Origin of the sequence: Pseudoalteromonas sp. OF7H-1, from assembly GCF_022347825.1 — a bacterium.
Classification (GTDB): Bacteria; Pseudomonadota; Gammaproteobacteria; order Enterobacterales; family Alteromonadaceae; genus Pseudoalteromonas; species Pseudoalteromonas maricaloris.
In genome coordinates this window covers 126,135-148,895 of the sequence record NZ_JAKRFX010000002.1, presented here as the reverse complement: position 1 = coordinate 148,895, position 22,761 = coordinate 126,135, and the positions used below count along the sequence as shown (strand labels likewise).

At 46.2% G+C, this 22,761-nt stretch carries 6 protein-coding genes; 5 read left to right on the top strand and 1 reads right to left on the bottom strand.

What is annotated here, in order from left to right:
* Positions 1–3 precede the first annotated feature (3 nt).
* From MHN30_RS02805 to MHN30_RS02785, 5 genes are all read left to right on the top strand, one after another.
* Positions 4–7,848, top strand: coding sequence for a non-ribosomal peptide synthetase (locus MHN30_RS02805; RefSeq protein WP_239358014.1), 7,845 nt, complete (start codon positions 4–6; stop codon positions 7,846–7,848).
* 2 nt (positions 7,849–7,850) lie between these two features.
* Positions 7,851–17,663, top strand: a complete 9,813-nt coding sequence (locus MHN30_RS02800) for a non-ribosomal peptide synthetase (RefSeq protein WP_239358004.1) — start codon at positions 7,851–7,853, stop codon at positions 17,661–17,663.
* A 128-nt stretch (positions 17,664–17,791) separates the two neighbouring features.
* Entirely contained in the window at positions 17,792–19,030 is a 1,239-nt protein-coding gene (locus MHN30_RS02795) for an NAD(P)/FAD-dependent oxidoreductase (protein ID WP_045988380.1), read from the top strand.
* A gap of 192 nt (positions 19,031–19,222) precedes the next feature.
* Complete coding sequence (locus MHN30_RS02790; protein ID WP_010604068.1) at positions 19,223–20,275, top strand: hypothetical protein; 1,053 nt, start codon at positions 19,223–19,225, stop codon at positions 20,273–20,275.
* Between the two features lie 75 nt (positions 20,276–20,350).
* Complete coding sequence (locus MHN30_RS02785) at positions 20,351–21,418, top strand: hypothetical protein (protein ID WP_239357994.1); 1,068 nt, start codon at positions 20,351–20,353, stop codon at positions 21,416–21,418.
* Between the two features lie 64 nt (positions 21,419–21,482).
* Here the strand turns inward: MHN30_RS02785 and MHN30_RS02780 are convergent, their stop codons facing one another.
* On the bottom strand, positions 21,483–22,718 hold the full coding sequence (locus MHN30_RS02780) for an MFS transporter (protein ID WP_239357986.1): 1,236 nt from the start codon (positions 22,716–22,718) through the stop codon (positions 21,483–21,485).
* Positions 22,719–22,761 lie beyond the last annotated feature (43 nt).

Below are 22,761 nucleotides of genomic sequence, written 5' to 3'. Positions count from 1 at the left end.
ACCATGTTGAATTTATGCCAATCACTTGCAAAGGATAACATTGCGCTTTGGGCCAATGGAGACAAACTTAAAATTGTCCATGGTGAGCAAGGACTCAGCCAACAATGGGTTGATTACCTCAAAGCAAATAAAGCCGCATTATTAGATTACCTTGTATCGCAGCAAGTTTTTTCCGAACAAGACTTTGAACAGTTACTAGCGACTGAGCATAAAAAGGCATCTGAGATCCGTGCCATCTTTGATGCTAACAGTATGCAAAAAGGTTTTGTTTATCATCACCTTGCCCAACCAAATGACGATGCTTACCGCGTTCAGTTAGTCATCGATTACCATCAAGCACTCGATGTCGATGCTTACCAACAGGCTTGGATCTTGGCATCAATGCGTTACCCTGCGCTACGTACCGCGTTCAACTGGGAAAATGAAATCATCCAAGTGATCAAAGGAGGGGCCGGATTTACCCCAAATCACTTCAGTTTTCACGACTTCAGCACGTTAGACCACATTGAACAACAGACACGTATCGATAAGCTCATTCACGACGACCGTAATACGCCTTTCGATTTGACTCAGCCGGGATTAATGCGTTTTGCTATTGTTAAACGCGCCGATGCACATTACACCCTAATTAAAGCAGAACACCACAGCATCAGCGATGGTTGGAGCTTTCCGGTGATGCTGCAAACCGTGCATCAAAACTACGCCAAACTAACCAAAGGCGAGCCGGTCATTGTTGAAGAAGAAACGGCTTACCTACAAACACAAGCACGCTATCAGCAAAATCAAAAATCTAGCGATAGCTATTGGCAAACCCAAAAAGCACAATTTGGTGAGCCCAATGATATCAACCGCTTATTGAGTAAAAATATTGACCAATCTGGCTCGTCACAGATCCAAAAAGCAGCGGCGAGCGAATTAAAGCTCTCTTCAGAGCGCCATCAACAGCTCAAAGCATTTGCTAAACAACACGGACTAACGCTGAACGTCTTAATGCAATTTGCTTGGCATAAAGTACTGCAATATTACTGCGACGCTGAGCAAACCATAGTAGGCACAACGGTCTCGGGTCGTGAACTACCCATTGACGGGATCCATGCCAGTGTTGGTTTATATATCAATACTCTACCTCTTTCCCTTGATTGGCAAGAAACGGCCAGTATTCGCACCCAGCTTACAGCGCTGAAAGAAAAAATTGCAGAACTTAACGGCAACAGCAGTGTTTCACTGTCGCAACTACAAGAGCCGAATACTCGCCTGTTCAACAGTCTATTTGTATTTGAAAACTATCCGACACCAGCGGGACAAGACGTGCTCGAATGGTCATTCGATAAGATGATTGAAAAAGTAGACTATCCGCTCACCATCAGCATTGTTGAACAACAAGATATCTTGCTACTTAAGTTGAGCTTCTGCGAAACCATGCTGGCACCAAGCAAAGCACAGCGATTGCTCACCCAAATGACATTGGTGTTAGATGCCATTATTGCTGATGAGAACCAGCCGCATAGCCAAATTTCTTTGCTAAGTAATGATGAGCGAGCACCAATGGTTGAGGTAGATGAGCATGCAGATTATTTGCACTCTACTATCCATGAATTGGTTGCTCAGCAAGTACAAAAAACGCCAACTCGAATAGCGCTGGTTGAAGGCGAAATGCAGCTGACCTATCAAGAATTAGAACAAAGCGCGAATAATCTTGCCGCCTACATTAAAGATCATGTGGACGTTGGCAGCCATCGCTTTGTTGGGCTTTTCTGTGAACGCTCTATTGCAATGGTGATCGCAAAACTGGCTATCCTAAAAGCGGGTTGTGCTTATGTACCGCTTAACCCTGATTATCCAGATCAGCGCATTGAGTATATGCTCAACGACACGCAACTTGGTTTGATTTTAACACAAAGTGAGCTGCGCCCGCGTATCGAAACACTCGTTGCAAGTTGTGATGCAGAGCCGCAAATTACCTGCTTAGATAGCTTGTCTTTGTCTGATGCAGCGCCCATACTATCAGGCGCACATGCGCAAACCGAAGCCTATGTGATCTATACATCCGGTACGACAGGTGAGCCAAAGGGCGTGGTCGTTCCACACCGTGGCGTTGTTTCTTTGGTACAAGATACTGATTTAATAAACACGTCAGAAAACGACGTGTTTATTCACCTATCTAATCCAAACTTTGACGCCGCAACGTATGAAATTTGGACACCACTGATAAACGGCTGCAAATTGGTTGTAGCAAGTGCGCAACAAGGCGCGGATCCTGACAGCCTATCAAGGTTAATTAAACAACACGGTGTTAGTGTACTTTGGCTAACGCGCACACTGTTTGATTCGCTGTATTTACAACAACCTGATATTTATGACAATGTCCGCTGCGTACTAACAGGCGGTGAGGCAATCACTCCAAGCATAGTCAAACGCATTCTCGCCAGAGATACGCGACCAGAGTTGGTGATAAACGCGTATGGCCCAACTGAAAGCACGACATTTACCACTTTCTATCCATGCGCCAATATTGATGGCCCGGTGCCCATCGGCCAAGCCATTAATCATCGCCAAGTATTATTGCTTGATAAATATCTTAATCCAGTGCCATACGGCGCGACAGGCGAGATATTTATAGCAGGAGCCGGACTTGCATGTGGCTACCTTAATAAACCCGAAATGAGTGCTGCGCGCTTTATCGATAACCCCTTTGCAAGCGCAAAGGCCAAACAATTCGGGCTAGATAAACTGTATAAAACGGGAGACTTAGGACGTTGGTCAGAGTCTGGCGTACTAGAGTTTTTAGGCCGTAACGATCACCAAGTGAAGATCCGCGGGTTTAGGATTGAGCTTGCTGAAATAGAAGCACAACTCAACGAATTGGCGCAAGTAAAAGTCGCCGCTGTGGTGGTATTCGAACAAGCGGGCAACAAGCAACTTGCCGCATACGTGGTACCAGAGCGCGGCGAGTTAGATTTAAGTGCAGTAAAACAGGAACTGGCTCAGGTTTTACCTAGCTATATGATCCCAAGCTACTTTGAAGTGATGTCGGCGTTACCGTTTAACAACAATGGAAAGCTGGATCACAAGCAATTGCCTACTCCAACGGTGGTAGATGAAGACAACTATCAAGCACCGAGCAGCGAATTAGAAAAACAATTGTGTGGTATTTGGCAGTCAGTATTGGGTCTAGAACAAGTGGGCGTTAATGATGACTTTTTCAAAGTCGGTGGCGATTCTATTGTCAGTATTCAACTTGTGTCTGCGCTGCGTAAAGCTGGCTTTAACCTTCAGGTTAAAGACATCATTGACGCCCCAAGCGTGGCAGCGCAGGCCTATTTAATTCAACACGTTAGCACTGAAACCATCGAACTTATCACGGAGCAAGGTAGGTTAAGTGGTGAGTTTGCACTACTGCCTATCCAACAGTGGTTTTTCGATTTAGGGCTACCAAATCCACACCATTGGAACCAAGCATTTACCCTTAACTTACCTGAACACATTGAACACACGGGGCTGACGCAAGCTATTCAAGCGCTGAGCGAGCATCATGACATGCTACGTTGTCACTTTGTTCAGACCAGCAACGGGGTAAAACAAGCGTACCAAGCGGCGATAGAGTTTGAAGTCCCATTACTTGATGCGACGGCTCTGAGTAAAGACGCGTTATTTAACGAATTGACCAAACTACAAAGCCAATTTGATTTATTCAATGGCCCCCTGTGGCAGGCAGCGTTGGTGAAAACGGCCGAGGGTAGCCAGGTATTCTTTGCCTTCCATCATGCCATTATTGATGTGGTATCGTGGCGGGTGTTAAGCCAAGACTTACAAACCCTATTAAGTGGTGAAGCACTAACAGACAAGCTTACCAGCTATCGTCAGTGGGTGGATGCCATTGCCACCTACCCTTCGGCTCACCCTGAGCAAGCGTACTATTGGCAGCAGGTACAAAAAGGCTTTACTAGCCAACCCACTTACTCAGCACAATCACAATACAGCATCACGTTTGCGCAAGAAACGACTGCTAAATTGCTACGAGATGCCAATCTTGGTTTGAATACTGACATTAACGACTTGCTTTTGGCGGCACTCAATATTGCCCTACACAGCACTTTTGACAGTACCGTTAATCATATTCAACTTGAAGGTCATGGTCGTGAAAATATAGATCCGCGCTTGGATGTGTCGCAAACCATAGGCTGGTTTACCAGTATGTATCCTGTGCGCCTTGAACACCACGACGACGTGATTGCAACCATCGCAAACACCAAAGAAATGCTGCGTCAGATCCCGGATAAAGGCGTGGGCTATGGCGCTTTTGTACAAGCTGGCAAAGTCAGTGTAATTCGCCCTCAGGTGAGCTTTAACTATCTAGGTCAATTGAATCAGCAACAACAGCAAAGCCGAGACTGGCAGCTGGATGATACTCAAGCAGGCTATGTGATGACAGAGGCAAACGCTCAGGCTGACAATGCACTGCTACTCAACATCAATGGCGCAGTTCGCGGTGACAAGCTTCACTTTGATGTGGTTTCGAGGTTGAACCAATCACAGTCGTTGGCATTTGTTGAGCACTTTGAAATGGCGCTTCATCAGGTCATTAATGCAAGCTGTGAACTAGCCGCGCAAACACCACAGCAAACCCCTAGCGATTTGGGATTAAGCGACTTGTCTTATGGGCATTATCAAGCGCTGAGCAAGCACTATAATATCGAAGCACTTTACCCGGCTAATAGCTTGCAACAAGGCTTTATCTATCATGCTGTTAACTTCCCAACGGATGATGCCTACCGAGTGCAATTGGTCATGGATATTGAACAAGCGCTAGAGGTTGAACACTTTATTCATGCCTGGCGTTTAGCGTCGCTTCGCTTCCCTATTCTACGCACCGCTTTTGATTGGCAAGAGTGCCTACTCCAAGTGGTGTGTCGCGACGCCAGTATTGATGACAACCATTTCGCCATAGTAGATCTGTCATCCCTTGACGAGCACCACCAACAGCAAGCCATCAGCAAAGCTCAAGCCGAAGATCGACAAGTTCCGTTTGACCTAAGTCAACCGGGGCTTATTCGCTTCACCTTATTTAAGCGCAGTGAAAACCTCTACACACTTATCAAAACCGAGCACCATGCCATTAATGATGGCTGGAGTGGACCGTTAATGCTGCAAGCAGTCGCTGAGTATTATCGCCAGCTTTGTGCAGGGAAAACACCAGAGGTGCAAGCGCAGCAAACCTATTTAGAAGCGCAAGCTTATTACCTTAAAAATGCCAAGCAAACTCAGGCTTACTGGCAGCAGCAACAAGCCGAATTTGACACCGCAAACGATATTAACTTGTTGCTTGGTGGTCAGTTTGACTTGTCGCAAAGTCGAATTGTTGAACAAGTGCAATCGCTGCAGTTTAGCCTTCAAGGCGAGGCGTTTAGGTCGCTACAACATACTTGTCAACAAGCTGGCGTAACGCTCAACGTTGCACTGCAATTTGCTTGGCATAAGTTACTGCAAACCTATTCTGGTGATAGCCAAACGATTGTTGGTAGCACAGTTTCCGGTCGTGAAATTCCAGTCAATGGGATTGAACAAGCGGTCGGTTTGTTCATCAACACCTTACCTTTAGTGGTAAATTGGCATGCAGAAGCAAGCTGTAATGACATCCTCAAAGCCATTCAAAAAGGCGTAGCTGCACTCAATAGCCACAGCGACATGAGCTTGTCGAAGCTGCAACGTGATGGTCAACGCTTGTTCCATACCCTCTTTGTATTCGAAAACTACCCGACTCCAGAAAATACCGGCAGCTGGAAGTTCAGAGAATCAATAGAAAAAGGCGACTATCCGCTTTCTGTGGTGGCCCAAAGCGAGCAAGACCGCTTAGACTTTGTGATGCACTACAACGGAGAATGGTTAAGCACAGCGCGGGCAAAGTGGATCCTTGACCAAGTACAAGCTATTTTGATTCAGCTTGGGGAACGACTAACACAAAGCCATCAAAGCATTAGCTTGGTCAATAACCAAATGCAGACAACGCTCAGTCAATGGCACAACAACGCCGAGTCATTTGCCACCGACAAAGATCTGGCCAGCTTAGTAGAGCAGCACGCCGCTAACACCCCAGAGCATACGGCCATGTTAACCAGCAGCGGTGAAGCGCTGTCTTATGCCGAAGTGAACGGTAAGGCCAATGCCCTTGCGAAGCAAATCATTGCTCAGCACCCCAAAGCGCAAGCTGGCCTATTGCCAGCCGATACCCCTATCGCCCTCTACTTTTCTCGCAGTAGCGAGATGCTTATTGCTATTTTGGCCGTGCTCAAAGCCGGTGGTGCCTATGTGCCTGTTTCACCAGATTATCCAGAAGCTCGGGTTGAATTCATTTTAACCGACACCAACACCGACTTAGTGTTAACGCAGGAGAGCCACTTGCCGTCACTTAAGCCTGTGCTTGGAAAAGCCACAGCGCTCGGCGTAAACACCCGTGCGCTGGCGGTGGAGCACGAGAACCCTGTGCGCCCAACAGCGTTGGCTAACTTGGCTTATATCATCTACACCTCAGGAACAACCGGGCAACCAAAAGGCGTGATGCTCACTCAGCACAATGTGCTTTATTATCTTCACGCCTTAACTCGCCAGTTAGGTGACAAGTATCGTAATATCGACTTTTCTTCTAACTACTGTTTTGACCTGTCGGTGACCACCACCTTATGCCCGCTCCTTGCTGGACAAACGGTGTGTGTCTATGAAGGGGATATTCTTGATGCCGCCGCTTTTAGAGCTCACCTAAGTGCCGCGAATGTTAGCTTTGTGAAAACCACACCGAGTCTTGCCATGGCGCTATTGCCTGGCAGCGATGCACAAGTTGAGGCCCTCATGCTCGGTGGTGAAGCGCTGACTGAGCAGGCCATTGCCGCATTAAGCGGCCATGTGAACGCTATTTTCGATGAATACGGCCCAACGGAAGCCACAGTCGGTGCGATGCTAGCGCAGGCCTATCCACGTCTTCATCAAGGCATAGGTAAAGCCTACCCTAACGTTAATCTTCATGTGTTATCTGAGTCGCTCCAACCCATGCCCATTGGTGCGCCGGGTGAGTTATATATTTCAGGCCTTGGGGTTGCCCGTGGTTACTTAAACCGCCCAGAACTCAGTGCCGAGCGCTTTATTGACAATCCATTTAGTTACGACCCCGCCCATAGCAAGCTGTACAAAACCGGTGACCTTGCCCGCTTCCTAGACAACGGCGACTTGGTGTATCTCGGTCGTAACGATGAGCAGGTGAAAATTCGTGGTTATCGCGTCGAATTAGGCGAGATTGCCGCTGCTATTGTCGACCAGCAAGGTGTACAAAACGCAGTGGTGATTGATGTGCCTGCACCGCAAGGCAAAGCACTGGCCGCTTACCTTGTTGCAGAGCCTGACCTTGAAATTACCGAGTTAAAGCTCGCCCTAAGTGCTGCTTTACCTGAGTATATGGTGCCCAGCCACTTTACCCTAATCGAACAGATTCCACTCACGGGTAACGGTAAGCTTGACCGCAAGGCACTCCCAGCGCCAGAACTTCAAGCGGACAACCTCTATGTGGCACCGCGTAATGACTTAGAAACCCAGCTTTGTGAGATTTGGCAACAGGTACTTGGCCTTGAGCAAGTGGGTATTGAAGATAATTTCTTCAGTATTGGGGGGGATTCTATCTCGGCTATCCGGTTGATGAATGCTTGTAATAAAGCACTGGATTTAAACATCCCAATTTCAGCCCTGTTTGAGCATACCCATATTGCCGCAATCGTCGACAACTTAGAGACGTTGAGTGTGGATATCGAAATTAAAGCAGACTCCGGATCACAACAAGAACAAACTAATAGCATGAGGATTTAACCATGTTGTCATTGCTCGCTGAACTGAAAGATCACAATCTCTCAATCTGGTTGCAAGACGGCGGACTAGAGCTGTCATTTGGCGCGCAAGCGCCAGATGCTGCACTTGTTGCAAAGTTAAAGTCAAACAAAACGCAGCTAATGGATTACCTTGAAGCAAAAGCCATTTTTTCAAAGGATGCGTTTAATACACTGCCAGAATTAAACCGCCATCCGCTTTCGTTTGCGCAAGAGCGTTTATTATTTATCGAACGGTTAGAAAATGGCACCAACGCTTATCATATTCCGTTTTTGGTTAAACTCTCTGAGCACACAGAGCTTACGCGATTAACACAAGCACTGAATATCGTGTTAGATAGGCATGAAGTGCTTCGCAGTGTCTATCGTCAAGACGAGCAAGGCCACGACTATCAAGAAGTGTTGAGCGCTTGTATTGAAATTACGCCTAGCCCTGTGGCTGACTTAGCTGCGCTTAATACGGCTGTTAAACAAGCTATTAGTACACCATTTGACTTAGCCAATGAGCCTATGTTCAAGGTTTGCTGTTGGACAGTAGGCGCTGAACGTTACGTGCTATTTATGTGGCACCACATAGCGTTTGATGGCTGGTCCACCGAAATCTTTATGCGTGAGCTACACCAAGCCTATTTTATGCTAGCTTCAGGCAAAACGCCTGAGCTACCAGCGCTTGAGTTACAGTACCAAGATTACGCAAAATGGCAGCGCGAGTACCTCAGCGGCGATACCTTAACTAAGCTTTTAGACCACTGGACTGATGCACTTGCAGGTGCTGAGCAGCTTGAATTACATTCGCCACTACCAAGGCCAAATGAATATCAATATCACGGTGCCGACCACCGTATTCATTTGGGTCAAGAACGAAGCGAAGCCCTAAAGGCCATAGCCAAAACGCAACAAACCAGTCTCTATATAGTACTGCTCAGCAGCTGGGCATTGACATTACAAGCAACCAGCGGTCAGTCAGATTTAGTCATCGGTACGCCATCTGACAACCGTCATCTAAGCCAGACACAAAATCTTATTGGCTTTTTGGTCAATAGCTTAGCCCTGCCAGTTCATATTGATAACACACTGGACTTTAATGCCTTAATCCAACAAGTGCACCAAACCCTAAAAGCGGCAAAGGCGCACCAAGATCTGCCATTTGATAAATTGGTCGACGCCCTAAAATTACAACGGGATCCGTCTCGCCATCCGCTATTTCAAATGATGTTTGCGCTTGAACAATTTAAAAATAACAGCGACGACAGCAGCCAACAGCTGTTTACGCCAGTGGATGAGTCACAGGTAAAAGCGCTCCATAAAGTGGCAAAGTTCGACATTAGTTTATTGCTACAAAATGGGGACGAAGAAGTATTTGGTGATATTAACTACGCCACTGCGCTATTTCCTAGTGACTGGATCGAACTCCTTGCTGAGCGCTTTATCAATATTATCGATCAGGTGATCACCAGAACTGCACAGCCACTTGCAAAAGTAGCCCTACAAAATAGAACTGAGACTGACACACTCCGTGCTTGGCACAACAACGCCGAGTCGTTTGCTACCGACAAAGATCTGGCCAGCTTAGTAGAGCAGCACGCCGCTAACACCCCAGAGCAAGCGGCCATGTTAACCAGCAGTGGTGAAGCACTGTCTTATGCCGAAGTGAACGGTAAAGCCAATGCCCTTGCACAGCAAATCATTGCTCAGCACCCCAAAGCACAAGCTGGCCTATTGCCTGCCGATACCCCTATCGCCCTCTACTTTTCTCGCAGTAGCGAGATGCTTATTGCTATTTTGGCCGTGCTCAAAGCCGGTGGTGCCTATGTGCCTGTTTCACCAGATTACCCCGAAGCTCGGGTTGAATTTATTTTAACCGACACCAACACCGACTTAGTGCTAACCCAGGAAAGCCACTTGCCTTCACTTGAGCCTGTGCTTGGAAAAATGGCGGCGCTCGGCGTGAAGGCGCTCGGCGTAAACACCCATGCGCTGGCGGTGGAGCACGAGAACTTAGTGCGTCCAACCGCGTTGGCTAACTTGGCTTATATCATCTACACCTCAGGGACAACCGGACAACCAAAAGGCGTAATGCTCACGCAGCACAATGTGCTTTACTATCTTCACGCCTTAACCAGCCAGTTAGGTGACAAGTATCGTAATATCGACTTTTCTTCTAATTACTGTTTTGACCTGTCGGTGACGACCACCTTATGCCCGCTCCTTGCTGGACAAACAGTGTGTGTTTATGAAGGCGATATTCTTGATGCCGCCGCCTTTAGAGCTCATCTAAATGCCGCGAACGTTGGCTTTGTGAAAACCACACCCAGTCTTGCCATGGCGCTATTGCCTGGCAGCGACGCACAAGTCGATGCCCTAATGCTCGGTGGTGAAGCGCTGACCGAGCAGGCCATCGCCGCATTAAGCGACCATGTGAACGCTATTTTCGATGAATATGGCCCAACGGAAGCCACAGTCGGTGCGATGCTAGCACAGGCCTATCCACGTATTCATCAAGGCATAGGTAAAGCCTACCCTAACGTTAATCTTCATGTGTTATCTGAGTCGCTGCAGCCCATGCCCATTGGTGCGCCGGGTGAGTTATATATTTCAGGCCTTGGGGTTGCCCGTGGTTACTTAAACCGCCCTGAACTCAATGCTGAGCGCTTTATTGATAATCCATTTAGTCACGACCCCGCCCATAGCAAGCTGTACAAAACCGGTGACCTTGCCCGCTTCCTAGACAACGGCGACTTGGTGTATCTCGGTCGTAACGATGAGCAGGTGAAAATTCGTGGTTATCGTGTCGAACTAGGCGAGATTGCCGCTGCTATTGTCGACCAGCAAGGCGTACAAAACGCAGTGGTGATTGATGTGCCTGCACCGCAAGGCAAAGCGCTGGCCGCTTACCTTGTTGCAGAGCCTGACCTTGAAATTACCGAGTTAAAGCTCGCCCTAAGTGCTGCTTTACCTGAGTATATGGTGCCCAGTCACTTTACTCTAATCGAGCATATTCCACTTACGGGTAACGGTAAGCTTGACCGCAAGGCACTCCCCACACCGGAGCTTCAAGCCGACAACCTTTATGTGGCACCGCGTAATGCCTTAGAGACCCAGCTTTGTGAGATTTGGCAACAGGTACTTGGCCTTGAGCAAGTGGGGATTGAGGATAACTTCTTCCAAATCGGCGGCGACTCAATTGTCAGTATTCAGCTGGTTTCACGCTTAAGAGAAGCTGGGTTAACGGTACAAGTTAAAGAGATATTTGCCGCCCCAACTCCCGCGCGGCTGGCAAAGCTTATCAGTGCGAATGGCGACAAGAAGGTTACGATAAAAACCGAACAAGGCCAGCTTGAAGGCGAGTTCGATCTGCTGCCTATCCAGCAGTGGTTCTTCGCAAATCAGTTTGCTAATCCCGCACACTTTGCCCAAACTTTTGCCACTGTAATGCCAAGCGCAATCAGTGATGAGAGATTAGTTGAGCTATTGTCCGAGCTTGCTGAGCAACATGATGTGCTACGCCTTGTTTTCAATCAAAAGACGGCGCATATTACCCAGCAGTACCAACAAAATAATACCATGGCACCTCTAGTTAAACTTGATGCAGACACACTTAGTGACGACGAGCTTGCCAAGCAATTAACCCGCTTGCAGTCACAGTTTGCGTTAAATTCAGGCCCTTTATGGCAGCCAATTCGTGTCAAACGCCAAAGCCAAGATATATTGGTACTGGCCTTCCACCACCTGATCATTGACTTTGTCTCTTGGCGGATCCTAATTGAGGACTTAAATAGCCTTTATCAAGGCAAAAAATTGGCGCAAAAAACCTCAAGCTATCGTCAATGGGTTGAGGCCTTAGCCCAATATGCACAGGTTCAAGCCGAACAAATCGATTACTGGCAAGAAGTACTTGATACTTGTCAAACACACTTAACAGCGAAGAGTACACCGAGAAACCAAGTGATTAAACTTGACTCTGCATTTACACAAACGCTGCTGTTTGACGCTAATCAAGGCTACCACACAGAGCCTCGAGACCTTGTCGTCGCCGCACTGTCACTAACTCTCGCCCATATCACTGGTAGTAATGATCAGGTTATTGCGCTTGAAGGTCATGGTCGTGAACACATCGCCGAAGATATAGATCATTCACGCACCGTGGGCTGGTTTACGTCATTATATCCACTAGCACTCCATGCGGGTTCTAGTCTAGAAAGCGCTATCGTCAATGCCAAAGAGCAGCTGCGTAAATTGCCAGACAATGGCGTTGGTTTTGGTCAATTCTATTTTTCCAAACAAGTGACGGGGACTTTACCAACCGTTGCATTCAACTATTTAGGCCAAATCGGTGGCACTAAAACGCAGCAACCTCATGGCGACTTTTACTTGACCGAAGCCATTACAGGTCAACCAGTCGCGAGCGAAAATAATGGGCATTACGTTCTTGATATCAACGCGGCTATTATTCATGGTCAGCTTGTCTTAAATTGCACCACAGCATTGTCTGAAACCGAATTTGCCCTATTCCAAAGTCAGTTCACTGCCAGTCTACAAGCGGTGCTGGACACGGCATTACATACCAAAGCGCTTGGCGCCAAACAAACGCCGAGCGACTATAACCTGACAGGCGTCAGCTTCGCCCACTTAGATACACTGCGCACACGTTACGACCTAGCCGCGGTTTATCCCGCAACAAACTTGCAGCAAGGTTTTATTTTCCACCAGCTTAATAGTCCAGAAGATACCGCCTATCGGGTGCAGTCACAGATGCAGTATTTCGATAAAGTTGACACTGCGCTTTACTGTCGTGCGTGGCAACTAACCTCACTGCAATATCCAGCGCTGCGCTGTGCTTTCGATGTTGAAGAAACCATGCTGCAACTTATCGTGGATCACACCTGTGTTGATGAAGATAACTTTAGCGTGATTGATATCAGTCAATACTCAAAAGCAGAACAACAAGCACACATAGAAAAGCTTGCAAACCAAGTGCTAAATCAGCCATTTAATTTTGCAAGACCGGGGTTATTTACACTGCATTTGGTAAAACGCGATGAAGCGCATTATCACCTAATAAAAACAGAGCATCACAGCATTTGTGATGGCTGGAGTGGCCCGTTAGTTATGCAGACCGTTCACCAAAACTATACGCAATTACTACAAGGTCGAGAACCTGCTTTACAGGTGGACAACGCCTATTTAGATGCCCATGCTTACTTAAGAGATAATCAGGCCGCCACCAAAGCATTTTGGCAATATCATGTCGCTGATTTATCACAAGCAAACGATCTTAACACCCTGTTTAGTCACTCAACAGATTTAGAAACGCTCCGTCATAATCATGACCCGCAGGCGCTGCTTTTTGCTCTACCAAGCGAGACATTAAGTAAGTTGCAGCAAGCGTGTCAGCAACATTCTGTCACGCTCAATGCTGCGGTACAATTTGCCTGGCATAAGCTTATCCAGATCTATACTCGCGACGAATTTACTTTAGTAGGTACAACTATCGCAGGTCGTGACTTACCAATTGACGGCATAGAGCAAAGTGTTGGAGCTTACATCAATACGCTACCGCTTTATCTTGATTGGCCTACAGATGCCACCATCGCGCAACAACTCGAGAAGATCCAAACTGCCATTTTGGACTTAAATAGCCATGCGAATGTGTCACTTGCGTCACTGCAACAAGGCGGTAATCGGCTATTCCAAAGCCTAGTCGTTTTCGAAAACTACCCAAGCCTTGAAAATGAACAAGCAGAGGCACAACAAGCTCGCTGGCAGTTTGACGCAGCACCAGAGCAAGTTGAATACCCACTTGCATTGATAGCAAAGGAGCAAGGAGAGCTGCAACTTGAGCTGATGTACGACGCCAGTTTGCTTTCGCCAGCACGTGCCGTACAACTGCAATCTCAACTGCTACTTATCCTCAAGCAAGTCGCTGACAATACTCACTTACCGCATCAACACATTGAAATTGCCAATACAGTGGAAAAGACCCGTATTCTCAACGAGTGGAATGAAACCGAGCGCCAGTCATGTGGCTTCGAGAACTTCAACGACTTATTTAGTGAAAAAGTCGCCGTATTCCCGGATGCAACCGCTGTGGTCTGGCAAGATGAAGTACTAAGCTATCAAGCACTCAACCGCCAGGCTTGCCTGCTTGCCCAACAATTATTGGTGATTAAGGCTGAGATTTACGGCAACGAGTATCAAGGTGATTTCCCAGTCTTATTGCTGCATGAAAAACAGTTGGATTCTATCGTTGCGATCCTCGCTATTCTTAAAGCAGGCGGTGGTTATGTTCCTGTATCACCGGAATTTCCTGACTCAAGGATTGAATATATTGCCAAGGACTGTGGTGCGAAAATCGTGGTCACCCAATCGGGATTAATGGATAGAGTTGAGAGTACAACACTTGCCTCACTGACACGTGTACTCAGCGATGCACCAATGGAGGAAACAAACTTAGACCAAGCGGTATCGGTGAGCCCGTCTGATTTGGCTTATATTATCTATACCTCTGGCACCACAGGCAACCCCAAAGGCGTAGAAATCAACCATGAGGCACTATTAAACTATGCCACGGACGACCATTTTATCGACCCCACACAACTGAACAAGGTACTTAGCTTATCGAGTATTAGCTTCGACGCGTTTATTTTTGACTGCTTTGTCACACTCAGTAACGGCGCAGCGCTACACCTGATAGATAAACAGACTCAACTTGATCCAGAACGACTGATTGAGTACTGCCAAGCACAGCAGATTGATACGTGCTTTGTAACCACTGCGCTATTTAATCGTTTAGCTAGCGAAGACTTCTTCTTACACGCCGGACTTAAACAGATTAATTTTGGTGGAGAGGCGGTCGACTTAGCTATGGTTGAGCGAGTAAAGCATCAAGCGCCAGAGCTGATGCTTTACCACGCCTATGGCCCAACAGAGACCACCGTTTATGCGACTTGCTGCTTACTCAACTCTGTAAATCACGGAGCCCCTATTGGCCGCGCTATTGCCAATAAATCTGCTTACGTGTTGTCACCTGCTGGCAAAATACTTCCACCGGGCGTGGCAGGAGAGCTTTATATTGGCGGCGCGGGTATGGCAAGACGCTATTTACACCGTTCAGATTTAACCGAACAAGCATTCTTAGTTAATCCGTTCGCATCGGATAGATACCTCGCAAGCGGTTGGAACAAAATGTATAAAACGGGAGATTTGGTTAAATGGCGTGAAGATGGCTTATTAGAGTATGTTGGTCGTAATGATTTTCAGGTGAAAATTCGTGGTTACCGCATCGAACTTGGCGAGATTGAAACTGCGATTAAGCAACAAGCGCAAATTCATACTGCGTTTGTAAACGTGAATGAACAAGATGGGGTTAAACGTATCGTGGCCTATTTGGTCATGGCAAATACTGAGTCACTAGATGAGGCGAAGCTCAAGCAAACACTCTCTCACATGCTACCGAGTTATATGCTGCCAAGTGCATACGTCACATTAGACGCCCTACCGGTTACGGTTAATGGCAAGATTGATGCCCGAGCACTACCGCAGCCCGATTTTAGCCAAACTGAAACTCACCATGCTCCAAACACAGAACAGCAAAAGCATATCGCTAAAATCTGGTGTGCTGTATTGGGAATTAAGCAGATTGGCTTGGAAGATAACTTCTTCCATATTGGTGGTGATTCAATTATGAGCATTCAGCTTATGTCGGCTCTCAAACGTGCTGGCTATTCGCTATCGACCAAAGACATATTTACTTATCCAACCCTAGAAGCGCTTTGTGCATTTTTGGCAAATAATGAACAGGTAGAAATCGAGGCTGAACAAGGTGAGCTCAGCGGAGAAATCAAGTTATTACCTATCCAGCAATGGTTCCTCAACTCCCATTACCGTCATAAAGCGCATTTTAATCAGTCGGTCATGCTCGCACTTCCGCACAATACCGCGCTGGATACTTTGGAGCGTGCACTTGCGCAGCTGCATCAACAACATGACATGTTGCGCGCTCAGTTTAGCAAAACCGAGACTTGGCAATCCCAATATCAAAGCGTTGCTGCTTGTCCAACACCAAAGCTTATCCATTTGGACACTTCGGGGCTTGATGAGCAGCAAACCGCTCTGGCGTTGAGTAAAATACACGCCCGTTTTGAACTCGGTTCAGGTGCTTTGTGGCAACCGGTTTTACTCAGCGATGATACACCGCTAACTAGGCTTGTACTTATCGTTCATCACCTTGTTATTGATGGTGTTTCGTGGCGTATTTTGGTCGAAGACTTAAGTCGCTTGCTGCAAGGCGACACCTTAAGCGACAAAACCAGCAGTTATCGCCAATGGTCAGACGTTGTGGCCCTGCATCCTTTTGAACAACAAATACCGTATTGGCAAAATGTGCTAAGCACACAACAAAACGTACCTTACGGTAAATCACAACAGCGTCTTACGCATCAATTTGATACTCAGCTTACTGAGCAATTGCTACGCCTTGCTCCTGCTGGGTTTAACACAGAAATCAATGATCTCTTAATGAGTGCGTTTACTCGGGCTTGGTGCAATACCTTTGCTACAAACTATTGCCATCTCACGTTAGAAGGCCACGGCCGAGAACATCTGAGTGACCATATTGATACCTCAAGAACACTAGGCTGGTTTACTAGTATGTTTCCGGTTGCCCTGAAAAATGACACGGATTTATCGACGCTGATTATTCAAAGCAAAGAAACGCTTCGTGCCATTCCAGATAAAGGGCTAGGCTTCAGCGAATTGGTCAGACGTGGGGAACTTTCCTTCAATCAGTTACCTAAAGTTAGCTTTAATTACTTGGGACAACTTGATAGCAACAATGATGCACAAGATCAGGGCATACGAATGCTAAATGCACACTCAGGCGATGCCAGCAGCAAGGATAATCAGGATGAAATGGCACTCATCGTAAATGCCGAAGTGCGTCAAATGAAACTGCAAGTGAGCATTGCAAGTCAGTTAGATGAGACGCAAACCACCGCATTCATAGAGCAGTTCGATGCTGCCCTTCGAGCCGTCGTTTCACATTCGATTACAGCCGCAAATCCCCAAGGCATAAAAACCCTAAGCGATATTGAGATCGGCGTATTGGTGAATGAAGCCGATGCTCCTATTGAATGGTTTTTCTTCCCTCCGGGTGGCGGTGGTGCTGAGAGTTACTTGCAATCCATTGCTCCCAAGATTTCCGCGCCTTGTTATTGCTTCAATAACATCTATGCCGCACAGGAAAAACCAAAGGGCTCGCTCGCCTATGACTATTATCAGTTCCAAACATTGGCGTTGCAGTATGCTATTCATCTTAAAAAGCTAAAGCCTAGTGGTCCTTATCGGATTTTTGGTTGGAGTTTTGGCGCAACGCTGGCACTCGAGGTTGCCAAACTGCTGCAAAATGAGGGAGACACAGTCGAACACTTGGTGTTCGTCGACCCTTGTTTTGACTATGCCGCGATGCATGATGAAGTTTTTGCTCTACACCCAGAGCTCAGTCATCTTGAGCCCGATAGAATTAATTATCACTACCAAAATGATCCGGCATTTTCTAGCACTGCAAAGGTGACGCTATTTAGTGCTGGTTGTGCGGTTGAAGTGGCTCAGTCGGATAGCCTAGAGTTGCAACTTTCCAGTCATATAATCAACCGATACCTTGATAAGAATCAAAATCTTATCGAAGAAGCAATGCAACCTAGTCAGGTTCAAGTGTTCACCATGAAAGGGTCGCACAACAGTTGGGTAAAAACACCGGAAGACTTAATAAAAATGTCAGAAATTATGAACACTCTTTAACATTTTATTCGTTAATATAATGTTAAATTAGATTTTCTAGAGTGAGGCATTAAAGGGAGCTCCCCTCTTCACTCTAGGATTAATAAATTGCCACATTTTCTCACAATATATGATTAAGGAATTACAAAATGGCTAAGGAAAATGTAGATGTACTTATTATCGGCGCTGGACCTGCTGGGACAATGACCGCTGCAAAGCTAATTCAAGCAGGATTAACCGTGAAGATCGTTGAACGTAGCCACTTTCCGCGCTATGTCATCGGTGAAAGTCTTCTACCACAAAGTATGCAGCATTTGGAAGATGCTGGATTTATGGATGCGTTAGTTGCACGCAATTACCAAAAGAAAATCGGTGCTAATTTTAAACAAGATGACTTCCAAGAGTTTTTCGATTTCTCTAAAAATTACACCGATGGCTGGACATGGACATGGCAAGTTCCAAGAGATGACTTTGACAATGTACTGGCTGAAGAAGTGCAAAAAATGGGTGCCCCTATCGAATTTGGCACTTCAGTAGTTGATGCCAACATGGATCTAGAAGAGCCTATCATTAAGGTAGTCAATGAGGCCGGTGATGTGCAGGAAATTCAAGCAAAATTCGTTGTTGACTCAAGCGGCTATGGCCGAGTACTCGCAAACCTGCTTGATTTAAATGAACCTTCATCAGCGCCAACTCGCGCAACTTTGTTTGCGCAATTTAAACCTGCTGATGGCATAGAGACTGGGGCTGAAAACAATAAAGTAACGATTCTGGTTCACGAAGAGGATGTATGGGTTTGGCTAATACCTTTCTCTGACGGTCGTGTTTCAGTCGGTTTTGTTGGTAACCCTGAGTATTTGGAAAGTGCCCAGGGCGATGCTAAAACACGCTTTTTAACCTACCTTGCTCGCGATCAACATGCATCAGCAATGTTGGAAGGAATGGCACTGTGTATGGAGCCAAAGGAGATCAAAGGCTACTCAAAAGGTATTAAACAACTGTTCGGCAAAAACTTTGTACTAACCGGTAACGCCAGTGAATTTATTGACCCTGTATTTTCAGCCGGTGTTATGTTTGCGATTGAATCAGGCGCGCGCGCCGCTGATCTCATAGTCGCTCAGTTAAATGGCGAGGAAGCAGATTGGCAGCAAGATTATGAGGCGCATATGCTTAAAGGTATTGCTGTCATGCGCACCTACATTGAAGGCTGGTACGACGGACGTTTGCGCCGCCTATTTTTCTCAGACAACAAGCCTGAAAAAATTAAGAGCCAAATCACTTCTGTGCTTGCGGGCTATGTATGGGATGAGACTAACCCATTTGTAAACCGCAGCGAGAAAACCCTGAACCTGCTATCTGAACTCCATAACAACCCTGAAATGGCGTGATTTTAGCTTTTTAGACCGGCGTGGGAATAGTTTCTCACGCCACATAATATACTAACAAAGATGCGTTTCAGTAGTAGTGAAAGTAGTTGTGTGATGCCTATAGTTTCCCTAATTGATGATTAAGCAAAGTGGGAGAATTTTATTGTAGGCCGACCATAGATGTGGCACTTGGCGCTTTAAAGGACTTAGACAATGAAAACTAACTTTGTATACACTGCTGCACTTTCTGCGTTATTAACAGGCGCTGCACTTGCAACTCCCGCGCAGGCCGCTGAATATAAAACAATTCTAATTCATGGCTTTCAAGCAGACCAACTTAACCGCCCTAACAGTACCAATGTCGAGCTTGAGGGTGAAGAATATTGGTCATCTTTTTGGATAAACCACGCTGATGAACGTATTGATTGGCCTTCTTATGAACGTTTGCAAGGCAAAATCGCAACAGATTATATTTGGCCAAAGCTAAAAGCATTTGCAGAAAATGGCACTTGTAATCCTGGCTGTGTCTTTGTTACCCACTCAACGGGTGATTTGGTTGCGCGCTATATCTTAGATAATCAAGCAACTTGGCTTGAAAATGCGGGCCTTCAACCACTTAATATCGTTGCTACTTTTGACCTTGCAGGTGCGGGTGGCGGAAGCGAACTCGCAGACACGGCTATCAACGCTGCAACTTCAGGTGGTGTAGTTGGTGAACTAACTCGCCAAGCTGTTGAGGCTTGGCTTGGTAGCATGCCTGAAGAGTTTGGTATCATGTGGGATTTAAAAGTAAATAACGCGCGACAAGTTGCTCAGTACCCAAGTGACAACGCACCTCGCCTACGTTTCGTCGCTGATGCAAGCGACTACTACGGCCTCACTTCAGGTTTCTTACCAGGTAATGATGATGGAGTTGTATCAACACATTCTTCTTGTGGTGCATCGACAAAAGGTGACTTTGGTAGTTGTAGTACAAGCGTTGCTATCAACGGTCAACTAGCCTCTCAAGATGATGCAGTAACTAGCTTTATGCCATACCACTACCCATTACTAATGAGCGCGGAATATAGCCACGGTAACCTGCCAGATGCTGGATACCAAGGCAAAGTAACAGCGGCTCGTACTCAGTTTAACGCGGGTTATAAAACGATTAGCTACAACACCTATGAAGAAACAACGGGTAGCTGGTTTTGGAAAAAAACTTACCGTTATGTTAGCGAGTCTAACTCACAAAGCTTTTCACAGTTAATACTAAACTCACTGTAACTTAACGGTTATTTTGCTAATTTCTATACCCAAGGAACTGCTCCATGCAGTTCCTTATATTAACCGAGTATTGCTATGAAAAAGTTTTTGTTGATTAGTGTCATTCTTATTGTAATCTGTATCACTGCAGGCTATTTTGCCTTGCAGCGCGAAGCTCAGCCCTCACCTGAGTTACCAGCACCACAAGTCACCACAGCTATTTTGACACCACCAACAACGCAACCCACTACACCTAAAACTGCGATAACACAAAAACAATCACTGGTTGAATCACTACCACTGGCACAAGCTGCGCAAACAGCTGCGGCACATTATGAGTATAGTATTTCTTTACCTCCTTATTCACAGCCCCTTGGCAAAGGTGATTTTGATAGGCTCAATCCAAATCATTTTTATGCCGTCGAAATGCCAATTGAAGAAAATAACGAACAGGTGTCTTTGTCGCTGAATCAATATCGCTTTGTGCACCCCGCTACTATCGAGATAAGTTTATCTGGTAGTCAATTTTCTAATGCAACCGCAACGATACTCGACCCTACATCACAGCAAACCTTATCCACCACCCGCCTCAAAGAGTCTGATGGTATTTGGCTTGGTGCAGTCGATGGCGAGACAACATGGCCTCAAGAGCTGAATGTCGTCGTGCGTGCTAAGCCAAGCTCGGCTAAGGCTGTTGCATTAACGGCAAGTATCCGTTATTACCAACCCAGCGCCACACTGCTCGCTATTACTACACCTTACCCCGAGCAAGCAGACTTGATAATTCCATTGCAGCTTGAAGTAAAGCAAAGTGGTACTTATCGTATCCGTGCAAACCTATTTACTCGCGATGGCACACCAATCAGTCATTTGGTTGAAAAACAAAAGTTAAGCGAAGGGAAACAGGTATTCAACTTAAAAGCACATCAGTCGGTGCTTGCTCCTTTTTCAGCTAAATCCGGTCCATCACAATTCACGTTAAAGACATTTGTAATTGAGAGAATGTCGCCAATGCCCGGAGAGCTTGCGCAGTTTGGTGATAGCAAAATAACCGAATACCACATCACTGATTTCTACTTTGACGCACTGGAGAAGCGCCCATATCAGCCCTCGGCTGCCGAGCGTCAACGTCTGGGTTACTTGCAAAAAATGGCGGGTAAGTAAAGTAACTAACCTTTGCTTCGGATAATTAAACGGTGACCCTTTTTAGGTCACCGAGTTAGCTAAGCTATATCGCTTCAGCCGTCGTCTTAGGCTTCAGCTCAGCAATGCGATAAAACCCAAGCGCGGTGATAGATACTAAGGTCATGACGATAAACAGCATCATACCGGAGTAAGAATCTAAAATAAGCCCGCCTAAAATGGGCGCTAATGCATACCCTAATGAACATAAGCCAGCAGCACCAAAATAGCTAGCTTTCAGGTTATCTGGTGCCAATCTGTCAATATAGACATTGATGTTAGTAAACATAATTGCTTCGCTCAGACTCAACACCATCATGGCTGCAATCCATCCCCAAATATTTTGTACATCATTCAAGGCCATCATGACTTGTGAAATAATCAATATCACGCCACCCGCATAAAGCCTATTTTCAATGCGCCAATTACGCATCAGATGTAGTAATGGAAACTGACAAACGATGATCACACTAGAATTTGCGATGATTAAGCTAGAAATTAGCCAAGCTAGATCGGGGACCTCTGCACGCGTCAAATACTGCACTAAGCTAGAGTCACATTGCGCATAAACCAAATACACTAAAGTTGTAGCGATGAGCACAATTAAAAAAACTTTATCTTTTCGTAAGATCCTCAGCCACTTTGCAAACTTGGGTACCGACTGAGCGGCAGACTGCAAAGCGAAAGTCTGCGCTTCACTCAGTTTAGGTCTAAAGTAAAGCAGCGCGAGCAACAAACCAATATACGAAATGCCAGTATAGATAAAGCTAAACTGCTCACCATTAAGCCCCGCCCATAGCCCGTATAATGGCCCTAAAGCCGCCCCCACATTCACGAGAAAATAGAGTAAATGCAGTGCAAGCTCTCTGTCTTTTGCGTCAGCAAGTTCTTCAGTAAGTAACGCTTTACTAGGCGCATCCCAAAGCGTCCTAGGTAGACAAGCTAAAAACACTGAGGTTGCAAACAACCACAACGACTCAGCCACAGCCAACAGTGAAAAAGAAATCACACCAACAAACACTGCCGTGTAGAGCATTTTGGTGCGACCAAAGCGATCAGCGAGATTCCCCGTATAAAACCCCAAAAATACGGCGAAAGTCGCTGACACCGTCAGCAATAAACCGACCTCTGTTGCACTCAGTCCATAATTTTCGTAAAGAATAACAGCCAAAAAAGGCCATACCATGTAGTAACTAGCGCGAACGAAAAAGTTACCAACAAGCATTACCCAAACTAAAGGTGTAAAGCGCTTTAACCGCTCAATTGCAGAGCTATTCTCCATTGATGTTCCTTGATTATTATTGATTTACGCAGAACCCTAATTC

Excerpts from the sequence above, each read along its gene's own strand:
- MHN30_RS02785 (WP_239357994.1), top strand. The coding sequence starts at position 20,351 with ATGAAAAAGTTTTTGTTGATTAGTGTCATTCTTATTGTAATCTGTATC.
- MHN30_RS02800 (WP_239358004.1), top strand. The coding sequence starts at position 7,851 with ATGTTGTCATTGCTCGCTGAACTGAAAGATCACAATCTCTCAATCTGG.
- MHN30_RS02805 (WP_239358014.1), top strand. The coding sequence starts at position 4 with ATGTTGAATTTATGCCAATCACTTGCAAAGGATAACATTGCGCTTTGG.
- MHN30_RS02790 (WP_010604068.1), top strand. The coding sequence starts at position 19,223 with ATGAAAACTAACTTTGTATACACTGCTGCACTTTCTGCGTTATTAACA.
- MHN30_RS02795 (WP_045988380.1), top strand. The coding sequence starts at position 17,792 with ATGGCTAAGGAAAATGTAGATGTACTTATTATCGGCGCTGGACCTGCT.
- MHN30_RS02780 (WP_239357986.1), bottom strand. The coding sequence starts at position 22,718 with ATGGAGAATAGCTCTGCAATTGAGCGGTTAAAGCGCTTTACACCTTTA.